Origin of the sequence: Sphingomonas sp. SORGH_AS_0879, assembly GCF_030819175.1 — a bacterium.
Taxonomy (GTDB): Bacteria; Pseudomonadota; Alphaproteobacteria; order Sphingomonadales; family Sphingomonadaceae; genus Sphingomonas.
The window spans coordinates 588,059-597,272 of sequence record NZ_JAUTBJ010000002.1 but is presented as its reverse complement, the minus strand read 5'-3'; the positions used below and the strand labels follow the sequence as shown (position 1 = coordinate 597,272).

Below are 9,214 nucleotides of genomic sequence, written 5' to 3'. Positions count from 1 at the left end.
CGATGACCGACGTAGCGGCGGGCTATGCCGCCCAGCTCAAGGCCGAACAGCGCGAATTGCCGGTGGCGACCGCCTCCGCCGCCCGCTGGCCCAAGGGGCGGACGATCACGTCGGCCAGCCCCTTCGCCACCGAGGCGGGCGCGCAGGCGGAGGGCGCGCGGCTGGCGGCCTTCTATGCCTTTCCGATGGTCGAGGACGTCGCGATCGTGACCGGCGCGCGGGCCGACCTGCAAGGGCGCTGCATCGCCGCCGACTGCACCCGGCTCGACTATAAGCCCGGCGACCTCGTCTTCGTGATCGAGGCGCGCGAACTGGACAACAACACGACGGCGCTGACCGTCCTGAAACGCCTGGGGGCCTGATGCTGTCGATCGTTCAACCGCTGGCCTTCACGGTCGACCAGGGCCGGTCGTCCGGCGGGGCCGGGCTGGGCAACCTCGCCACCCCGTCGCCGCGCGAAGCCTTTGCCGCCGCCGCCGCACAGGCGACCATCGTCCTGGACCTGGGCAGCGCGCAGGCCGTCGACCGGATCGTGCTGGGCTTCACCACGGCGGCGGCGACGGACGGCTTCTCGGTCGTGCCGGGCCTGGACGGAGCGGCTGTCGCGGGCGTCTTCGCGCACAGCTATCGCCGCGCGCCGGTCCTGCGGCATGGCCTGTGCGTCCTGCCCGCTCCGGTCACGACCCGCTATCTCCAGCTCAAGGTCGCCGCCGCCGCCCCGATCCGCGCGGGGATCGCGGTCGTCGGGCTGGCGATGCGGACGGCGTTCGAGCACGGCTCCGGTCGCCCGCTGGTCGATACGGGCCGGTCGGAGCGGCTGTCGTCCGGCGGCTTCGGCGGCGAGCCCGGCGCGGTGGCGGGCGGCTTTGCCTGGACGATGGTGGACCTGCCCGATCCGATGCGCGACCGGCTCTATGCGATGCAACTCGACCTGGGCACGACCGGCGATTTCCTCGCGATCGAGGACGAGGCGGGGACCGAGGGCCTGAACGAGCGCATCCATTGGGGGCGCTTCCCCAAGCTGGAGACGTTCGAGCGCCAGGCGGACGGCACCTCCAAGCTGCCCATGGCGATCGGCGACTGGGCCTGATGCGCCAGCGCCCCCAGTCCGCGCCGCGCGGTCGTGGCAAGGGATCAGCGATGACCGTCCTTTCCCCCTTTGAAGAGGCCGCCGCCCACACGCTGGGCATCGAGGGCGGTTTCAGCGACCACCCCTCCGACCGGGGCGGCGCGACCCAATGGGGCATCACCGAGGCGGTGGCGCGGGCCGATGGCTATACCGGCGCGATGGCCGACCTGCCCAAGGCGCGGGCGCTGTCCATCTATCGCCGCCTCTACTGGGATCGCATCGGCCTGGACTGGATCGCGGCGGTCGACCGGGCGATCGCCGCCGAGCTGTTCGACACCGCCGTCAACATGGGCGTCGGCGTCGCGGTGACCTTCCTCCAGCGCGTGCTGAACGCCCTGAACCGGCAAGGGCGGGATTATCCCGACCTGAAGGTCGACGGCAGCGCCGGGCCCGCCACCGCGTCGGCGTTGCGCGCGCTGATCGCCCGCCGGGGCGTGGTGGGGCGCGATGCGACGCTGGCCTATCTCAACGCGCTTCAGGGCGCGCGCTACATCGAACTGGCCGAGTTGCGCGCCGCCAATGAAGATTTCGTGCTGGGCTGGGCCCGGCGCGTCTGGTTCCCCATCCTCGCCCCTTTCAGGAAAGCCGCATGACCCCGCCGCTGCGCGACAATGGCTCCCCTTCGCCGTTCGAGACGGGCACCCACGATGCGGCGGGCCTGCCGCCCGCGATCGCGTTCGACCCGGCCATGGCCGATGGCCTTCGCCTGGGGGTCGAGGTGCCGGGCGGGCTGGACATGCTCGACCTGGGCCCCGGCGCACCCGCCTGGATGACGGCGCTGGCCCGCTCCATCCGTCCGCTGTGCGTCGGCGCGTTGATGGCGATCCCCACCGCCGGGGCCGCGTCGGTGGGGCTGGTCGCGATGGTATCGCCCCGCGCCGCCGCCGCGATGGTCGCCGCCTCCACCGCCTTTCTGGCGGGCATCCCGACCGACATCGTCGTGCTGATCGGGACGCTGGCGTCGGGCTATGGACTGGCGAAGTCGGTCGAGCGCTTGCGGGGTGTCCGGTGAAGGGCGCGGTCGAAAGGCTGTCGTTCCTCGTGCCGGGCGTGGTGGCGATCGGCGCGGTCGCGGCGATCGGGATGCTTCCCGGCTGCGCGACCGACCGGGACGACCACCGGCTGGCCGAACAGGCCGCGCTGTCGGTCGAGCTGGCCTATCAGGCGGTCGCGATCGGCGCGCTGACCGCGCTCCATTCCGGCCAGCTCGACGCCGCCCAGCGCCGTTGCATCGCTGTCCTGGACGACAAGGCGCACCGCGCGGTCACGGTGGCGCGGGCCGCTGCGGACCGGCGGGATGCGACGGTGGCCAGCGACGTCGCCACCGCGCGGGGCGCAATTCGCGTGCTGCTCAACCGGGAGGGATGCTGACCATGGACCTCGCGACGATCCTCAAGGCGATCGAGATCGTGGGCGCTGCAACGCCCGCTGCAATGAAGTTGTACGAGGGTTTCAAGGCGCTGGTCAGCGACGCGGACCGGGCCGAATTACAGCGCCTGCGAACCGCCGCGATCGAGCAGAGCGACCGGCTCCACGAACAGGTTCAAGCCGCCGCCCGGTGAATTATTGGCCGATTTGCCGATTTATTGGCCGAAATTTTTGACCGGCTACATCGGGCACCTCGCGCAGGCAATGCCAGATCAGCGTCGCCGCCTCGCCCAGCGACAGCTTGCCCTCGCCCGCCCGCTCGACCAGTTCGAACAGCGGGCCCAGTTCGCCCTCCGCCGCGACCAGCGCCTGGAAGCTGGGTCGCACGACCAGTTCCGCACCGCCGACGCGCAACGGAGCCTCGCCCCGCACCGGGTTCGCGCCCACGCTCATGCCGCCACCACCGGGCCGGAACTTTCCAGGGCCAGCGTATAGGTCCGCTCGCCCCCGAAATCGCCGCTGTAATCCAGCCGCGACACCAGGAACCGCCCGGTCATCGACCCGCCGCTCTCGAAGCTCAACCGATAGCTCTCGATCGTCCCCGCCAGCGCATGGCCGCGCATCCGTGCCTCCGCCGCCGATCCGGTGAAGACGCCCGCGCCAGCGACGCTGACATGCCGCACGCCCGCGCCCGACAGCAATTCGCGCCAGCCGCCCGAATCCTTGTTGGTCACCACCACCGTCTCGCCATTGATCGACAGTTGCGTCGTGCGCAGCCCCGCCATCGTGGCGAAGGCGGGCGGCTCCGCCCCGTCGCCGATCTTGAGCAGAAAGGCGCTTCCCTTTTCGATTGCCATGTCCGTTTGCTCCCTATTGCCCCACGCGCCACAGCCGGGCGCGCCACTCGACGCTCGCCGTCCAGCGCGCGCCCGTCTTCGCCATGCGGGTCGCCATCACGGTCCACCTCGCCACCCGCCAGCCATCGGCCAGCGCATCCGAAAGCACGCATCCTTCCACCGCCTGCATCGCCCTGCGCAGTCGAAGAGGCCGCTCGCCCTCATCGACCAGGGTCAGGGTGACGCGGAGTTCGTGCCCCTCGATCCCCGCCGCGCTCCAGTCGGTGTCGGTCGGCTCGCCCAGCACCGCCTGCGGCACGCTGGCCCGGACGGGCACGGCGTCGAACAGGCTCACCGCCAGCGGTTGCAACACCGGGTGCAGGGCGCTCATCAGCCCGGCCCGAAAGGCCTCCCGCGCGGTCATGCCCGCCTCGGGCTGTCGAGCCGCATCCGCCGCCAGGGTCGCCACAGCGCGGCCACAGCGGCGGGCGGCACGGCGGCGGCATCGCGATTGTCGAACAGATGCGCGCTCATGATCACCACCCCGTGCGCGATCTCCGGAGGCAGCGCCGCCCAGCCGACGGCGAGCCCGGCGCGATAGCGCACCACCACGGCCTCCCCCGCCCGGATCCAGCCGCGTCCGTCGCGGTCGATCTCGCCTTCGCCGCCGGACAGGATCGCGACCACCGGTGTCGCCGACAGCGACTGCCACTCCGGCGCACCCGGCAAGCGTTCCTCGACGATCCGCTGAATCAGCACCTGCCCGCAAAAGGATTCGGCCAGCCCAAGCGCCACGCCCGCGATCCGTTCGAGCAGCGCGGCCTCATTGCCCTCCTCCAGCCGCAACAGCGCACGGGCCGCACCCGCCGCCGCCGTGACCGTCGCTGCGGGCATGGGGTCCATCGTCCCGCTCATCATGAATTCTCCTTCACCGATACAAGTTGCGACAGGTCCGACACACGGGCGTCACAGTTGAGGAGCAGAGACTCGGCCAGCCGCTGCCCGCCTCCCCCTTGGGCATCGGCGATGTCGGCCCGGTCCTTCCCCCGGCCGGGTTCGGCATCCTCCCTGAACTACGGGGCAGCCTCCTGCCGGCTGCCCCGATTTTTCAGCGATTTAGTTCGTCGCGAACTTCATCAGCTTGATCGCCTCCGAGTCGCTGACACAGCCGCCGACTCGCCGCGTGGCGTAGAAGGTCACGAACGGCTTGTTGCTGTACGGATCGCGCAGGATCGCGGTTTCCGCGCGCTCGGTGATCAGATAGCCCGCCTGGAAATTGCCGAAGGCGATGGCGCAGGCATTGTCCGCGATGTCGGGCATGTCCTCCGCCTCGATCACCGGATAGCCGAGCAGGTTGGCGGGCTGCCCCGCCGCCAGGCCGGGTGCCCAGAGGAACTGGCCGTCCGTCGTCTTCATCTTGCGGATGCTGGCCGACGTCGCCGCATTCATCACGAAGCACGCGCCCTGGCGATACGGCGCGCGCAGACTCTGGACCAAATCGAGCAGCCGCTCCTCCGGCTTCGCCCCGAACGCCCCCGTCGCGCCGGTCGCCAGATATTGCAGCGTGCCGAACGGGCGCGCGCCGTCCTTGGCGGTCGAGATGGCGTTGGCCAGGAACCCCTTGGGCCGGTTGACGCCCGACCCATTGACGAAGGCCTGCCCCTCGGCCCGCGCGAATTCGGTCGCGATCTCACCCGCGAGCCAGCCCTCCACATCGAAGGCCGCATCGTCCAGCATCGCCTGGCTGGCCGACGGATTGGCGTAGAGTTCGCCCATCGGCGGCGCGAGTTCGACGAAGCTGGGCGTCGCCGTTTCGGGCCGCGCCGCCGTCTCGCTCGCCCAGCCCGAGGGCGTGCCGCCGGTGGTCACCAGCTTGCGATAGCCCGCCGACCCCACGCTCACCACATTGGCGATGCCGCGGATCGGCGAGACGTTCCTCAGCACCGAGGCGATGGTCGCGTCGATCTCACGCGGGACGGCGAAGCCGCCGCTGTCGCCGGTGGTGCCGGTAAAGGCCTTCAACTCGACGGTCGTGCCGCTGCGCACATAGCCGCCGAACGCGCCATCGGTCTTGCTCGCCGCGCCGTCCAGCACGGGTCTTACGATCACGTCCATATCAATCCCCCTTGGTCAAAATGTGAATCACGCGGGCGAGCGGCTGCATCGGCACCGTCACCAGGCTGATTTCGAGAAGCTCGGCCGACAGGATCGCGCGGGCGGCCCCCTGATGGACGACGCGCGGCCGGTATCCGACCGACAGCCCCGCCACCGCGCCCGAGCGGACCAAAGCGGCGAGCGCCGGGTCCTCGACCACCCCCTCGACCGCGAGGCCGCTATCGTCCTCGGCCAGTGTGGTGATGCGGCCCATCGGCTCCCCCCGGTGCTGCCAGAGCAGCGGCACCAGAGGCGCACCCGCAAAGGCCCCGCGCCGCATGACGTCGCCCGCCCGGTCCATCCGGTCCCAGATCGCGGCATAGCCGGTGAAGCTCAGGCTCATTTCAGCCAGTCCTCCATCCCCAGCCGCATCGCGATCCCCGCCAGCAGCAATGCGCCCAGCAACCGGGTCACCCAGCCGACCGCGCTCTTCCACACCGACGACTTGGCCTCGCGCCATGCCGAAAGCAGTTCGCGCAATTCCGCGACATCGCCCGCCGCATCCGCGTCCGACAGGCCCAGCCGGGTCAGCGCGCGCGTCGCACCGAGTTCCCCCGCTTCCTCCGCCACCGCGCGCAAGGTCACGAGATCGGCACCACTATCCGCCGCCTGCGCCAGCAGCCGCGCCAGAACGTCGCCGCTCATGACAAGCCGACCATCTGGCGCTTCTCCGCCGGATCGAGGAAGTCGGCCCCCGCCGCCATCTGCCACAGCATCTGGCGCTCCTCGGCCAGCGCGGTGACGCGGTTCACATCGACCGACAGGCTCGCCCCCTCGAACCAGCCCGCCAGCCCCTGCGAAAGGCCGCTCAGGATCGCGCCGGCCAGCGGCAGGATCGCCTGTCGCCACAGCGCGCGGTTCGCTTCACGGTAATTGGCATAGGTATTGTCACCCGGCAGGCCGAGCAGCATCGGCGGCACCCCAAAGGCCAATGCGATCTCCCGCGCCGCCGAGGATTTGGCGGCGATGAAGTCCAGTTCCGCCGGGGTCAGGCTCATCGCCTGCCACTTGAGCCCGCCTTCGAGCAGCAGCGGACGGCCGGCATTGCCGCTTCCGGCAAAACCCTCCATCTCAGCGCGCAAACGCTCGAACTGGTCGGGGGTCAGGGTCGAGCCGTCACCCGGATCATAGACCAGCGCCCCCGAAGGCCGCGCCGCATTGTCGAGCAGCGCCCGGTTCCACGCCGCCGCCGCATTGTGGATCGCGATCGCCCCCGCCGCCGCGCCCAGACAGCCCAGCCCATAATGATCGTCGAGCGGATGGCAGCTTTTCAGGTGCACGACCTGCGGGCGCACCGGATCGACCGGCAATGTCGTCACCCGTCCGCCCGCGCGGTAGAGGAAGGCGGCGGGCCAGCCGCTCGCGTCCAGTTCCATCGTCACCCGCTCGGGCCGCAGCGCGAATAGTTCGGCGACCTCCCCCTCCGCATCGCGCAGGATTTGCACATAGGCATTGCCGTGCAGCAGCAGATGCGTCGCCACCGTCTCCAGCAGCGCCTGCCCTTCGCTCCGTGCCGCGACCAGCGCGACCAGTTCGGGATGCGAGGCGCTGAGCGGTGCTTCCGCCAGTCCGCCCGCGACCATGCGCACCGCGCGTTGCGCCACGGGGTTGCGCAGATAGCCCTCGCGCACCTGGCTTTCATAGGACTGCGCCGCCCCCGTCAGCGGCACCCCCGAACGCGCCAAACCCAGCCCGAGCAAAGGACGCGCGGCCCCCCGCCCGGTCTTGCGACCGAACATCCTCATGATCGAATCTCCTCTATGCTCCTCCCCGGCACGGGGAGGTGGCAGCGCGCAGCGCTGACGGAGGGGGGCTTCCACACAGGACGTCCCCAGCGGCGATCCCCCTCCACCACCGCTCTGCGGCGGTCCCCCTCCCCGTGCCGGGGAGGATTGCCCTCACAAATTCCGTATCCCCGGCGGCCCCCGCCCCGACAGCATCAGTTCGGTCAGCGCCCAGACCAAGGCATCCGCCCGGTCGGGCGAACGGCCCGGCCCCTCATAGGCCCCCGCCACGCCCAGCCCGCACAGTTCGTCCTCCAGCGCCGGGAAGCCGCGCGAATGCCACACCCGCCCTTGTGCATAGAGGAACGACACCGGCTCCGCCCGCGCCGCCTTGCCGATCGAGGCATAGACCAGATGCACCGGCAGGGTCGGATCGGCGAGCCGCAGCACGCTTTCCACCATGTCGCCGCCCTGGTTGCGCTCGGCCACCACCCGGTCCGCGCGGTTGCGCCTGGCACACCCCGCCACCCGCGCCGCCCAGCCCTCGGGCGACAGCCCCGCCTCGCTGGCATCCTCCAGCACATAGCCATGGCCGTCGCGCCCCAGGCCGACCGCGACGATCCCGCAGGCATCGCCGCTGCTGGTCGCGGGCGGATCGACGCCGACCACCACCCGGTCGAGCGCGGGCACCGTCTTGGCCCGCTGCCGGTCGAGCAGCGCGCGGGTCCACAAGGCCCCCTCGCGGTCGTCGACCATCTCGCCGTCCAGTTCCTGCCGCCCCAGCCGCGTGTCGCCATATTGCGCCAGCATCGCCTCCTGGAAGCTGTCGGGCAGATGCGCATTGTCGCTGGTCCGTCCGATCGTCTCGACGCAATCGGGCAGCGCCATGACCTTGCGCATCAAGGGCGTCGCGCGCGGCGTGGTCGTGACCAGCACGCGGGGGAAGTCCCCCAGCCGGAGCGTCATCATCAGATTGTCCCACCCGGCCTCCCCCTTCCACTTGCCCAATTCGTCGCACCAGGCGGCATGATGCTGCGGGCCTCGCAACGCCTCGGGCGCCGCCGCCGAATAGGCGAAGCCGATCGCACCCGACGCGAAATGCACCTGCCCCAGACTGCCGATCCATTTGGGCGTCTCCCCTTTGCGCGCCACCGCCAGCAGCCCGCTCTCGCCGCGCACCATCACCCGCTCGACATCGCGCAGGGTCGCGCCCATCAGTGCGATCCGCGCCCCCGGATTCTCGCGGGCCAGCGCGCTCACCCATTCCGCTCCGGCGCGGGTCTTGCCGAACCCGCGCCCCGCCCGGATCAGCCACACGCGCCAGTCGCCCGGCGGCGCGACCTGTCCGTCATGCGCCCATAATTCCCATCGCTCGACCAGCTCGCGCTTCTGCGCCGGGGTCAAAGCGGCCAGCGCCTGTTCGCGCGCCGCCGGTTCCAGCATCGCCAGCGTGGCGAGCCGCGTCGCCGCATCCTCCCTCGCCATCACGCCATCCCCTTCAACCGCCGCCGCGCCAGTCCATCAAGCGCGCGTTCCAGCGCCGCATCGGTTTCCGCCGCGCTCGCCCGCGCCGCCTCGTTGCCCGAGTCACCCGCCTGGGCCAGCGCATCGCGGCGTGCGAGCAGCTTCAAATAGAGTTGCACCTCGGTCGCGTGGAGCGGCGGGGTGATGGAGAGGCCGGTGGTCCCCGCACCGGCCTCTCCGCCTCCCTCCCCGTCCCCGGCCGCCAACAGGGCGAGCATCCGGCGCAGCAGCCCCTCCTCGACCAGCGCATGGGCCGCCCCGATCGCCTGGTCCCAGGCCTCGCCAAAGGCCCGGTCGCGCCGCCTGAGCGAAAGGACGGCCCCGAGCGTCTCTCCCACCGCCCGAGCCGCCACCCCCGCATCGGCGCTGACCGCCAGCGCCTCCAGGAATTGCCGTCGCCGCGCCTGCGTCCACCGCGCGCCCTCCCCCGTTCCGGCCATCCCCGCTCCCCTCGAAGCATCGAGCCGGTCCCGACCGCT

16 protein-coding genes are annotated in these 9,214 nt (G+C 71.1%); 6 read left to right on the top strand and 10 right to left on the bottom strand.

The features are described from left to right. Nucleotides 1–2: 2 nt before the first annotated feature. From QE379_RS03480 to QE379_RS03455, 6 genes are read left to right on the top strand one after another with little or no spacing between them, the layout of a single operon-like run. Nucleotides 3–362 carry a hypothetical protein gene (locus QE379_RS03480; protein WP_306997866.1) on the top strand — a complete coding sequence of 120 codons (360 nt, stop codon included), beginning with the start codon at nucleotides 3–5 and terminating at the stop codon, nucleotides 360–362. Further along, nucleotides 362–1,090, top strand: coding sequence for a hypothetical protein (locus QE379_RS03475; RefSeq protein WP_306997865.1), 729 nt, complete (start codon nucleotides 362–364; stop codon nucleotides 1,088–1,090). Before QE379_RS03480 ends, QE379_RS03475 begins: the two co-directional genes overlap by 1 nt. Nucleotides 1,091–1,140: 50 nt before the next feature. Then, nucleotides 1,141–1,722 (top strand): glycoside hydrolase family 108 protein, encoded by a 582-nt coding sequence (locus tag QE379_RS03470; protein WP_306997863.1) that lies wholly within the window; start codon nucleotides 1,141–1,143, stop codon nucleotides 1,720–1,722. Continuing rightward, nucleotides 1,719–2,141, top strand: a complete 423-nt coding sequence (locus QE379_RS03465; RefSeq protein ID WP_306997861.1) for a hypothetical protein — start codon at nucleotides 1,719–1,721, stop codon at nucleotides 2,139–2,141. The genes QE379_RS03470 and QE379_RS03465 overlap by 4 nt, the downstream gene beginning before the upstream one ends. Then, nucleotides 2,138–2,500: a hypothetical protein gene (locus QE379_RS03460; RefSeq protein WP_306997859.1), complete on the top strand. Its 363-nt coding sequence runs from the start codon at nucleotides 2,138–2,140 to the stop codon at nucleotides 2,498–2,500. The genes QE379_RS03465 and QE379_RS03460 overlap by 4 nt, the downstream gene beginning before the upstream one ends. Nucleotides 2,501–2,502: 2 nt before the next feature. Next, a complete protein-coding gene (locus QE379_RS03455) occupies nucleotides 2,503–2,691 on the top strand; it encodes a hypothetical protein (RefSeq protein WP_306997857.1) in 189 nt (62 codons plus the stop codon). Between the two features lies 1 nt (nucleotide 2,692). Here QE379_RS03455 and QE379_RS03450 read toward each other — a convergent pair whose 3' ends face one another. The 10 genes from QE379_RS03450 to QE379_RS03405 form a co-directional block, all read right to left on the bottom strand. Next, the gene (locus QE379_RS03450; protein WP_306997855.1) at nucleotides 2,693–2,950 is read right to left on the bottom strand and encodes a gene transfer agent family protein; all 258 of its coding nucleotides are present in this window, start codon (nucleotides 2,948–2,950) and stop codon (nucleotides 2,693–2,695) included. Further along, complete coding sequence (locus tag QE379_RS03445; protein ID WP_306997854.1) at nucleotides 2,947–3,354, bottom strand: phage major tail protein, TP901-1 family; 408 nt, start codon at nucleotides 3,352–3,354, stop codon at nucleotides 2,947–2,949. The genes QE379_RS03450 and QE379_RS03445 overlap by 4 nt, the downstream gene beginning before the upstream one ends. 13 nt (nucleotides 3,355–3,367) lie before the next feature. Next, a complete protein-coding gene (locus tag QE379_RS03440) occupies nucleotides 3,368–3,757 on the bottom strand; it encodes a DUF3168 domain-containing protein (RefSeq protein ID WP_306997852.1) in 390 nt (129 codons plus the stop codon). Then, entirely contained in the window at nucleotides 3,754–4,251 is a 498-nt protein-coding gene (locus tag QE379_RS03435) for a hypothetical protein (RefSeq protein ID WP_306997850.1), read from the bottom strand. Before QE379_RS03435 ends, QE379_RS03440 begins: the two co-directional genes overlap by 4 nt. Nucleotides 4,252–4,449: 198 nt before the next feature. Continuing rightward, nucleotides 4,450–5,448, bottom strand: a complete 999-nt coding sequence (locus QE379_RS03430; RefSeq protein WP_306997848.1) for a phage major capsid protein — start codon at nucleotides 5,446–5,448, stop codon at nucleotides 4,450–4,452. 1 nt (nucleotide 5,449) lies between these two features. Then, nucleotides 5,450–5,830, bottom strand: coding sequence for an HK97 family phage prohead protease (locus QE379_RS03425; RefSeq protein ID WP_306997845.1), 381 nt, complete (start codon nucleotides 5,828–5,830; stop codon nucleotides 5,450–5,452). Beyond that, nucleotides 5,827–6,132 carry a DUF6127 family protein gene (locus QE379_RS03420; protein ID WP_306997843.1) on the bottom strand — a complete coding sequence of 102 codons (306 nt, stop codon included), beginning with the start codon at nucleotides 6,130–6,132 and terminating at the stop codon, nucleotides 5,827–5,829. The genes QE379_RS03425 and QE379_RS03420 overlap by 4 nt, the downstream gene beginning before the upstream one ends. After that, a complete protein-coding gene (locus QE379_RS03415; RefSeq protein ID WP_306997842.1) occupies nucleotides 6,129–7,232 on the bottom strand; it encodes a phage portal protein in 1,104 nt (367 codons plus the stop codon). The genes QE379_RS03420 and QE379_RS03415 overlap by 4 nt, the downstream gene beginning before the upstream one ends. 153 nt (nucleotides 7,233–7,385) lie before the next feature. After that, the gene (locus QE379_RS03410) at nucleotides 7,386–8,696 is read right to left on the bottom strand and encodes a DNA-packaging protein (protein WP_307003065.1); all 1,311 of its coding nucleotides are present in this window, start codon (nucleotides 8,694–8,696) and stop codon (nucleotides 7,386–7,388) included. Next, entirely contained in the window at nucleotides 8,696–9,175 is a 480-nt protein-coding gene (locus QE379_RS03405) for a hypothetical protein (RefSeq protein WP_306997840.1), read from the bottom strand. The genes QE379_RS03410 and QE379_RS03405 overlap by 1 nt, the downstream gene beginning before the upstream one ends. Nucleotides 9,176–9,214 lie beyond the last annotated feature (39 nt).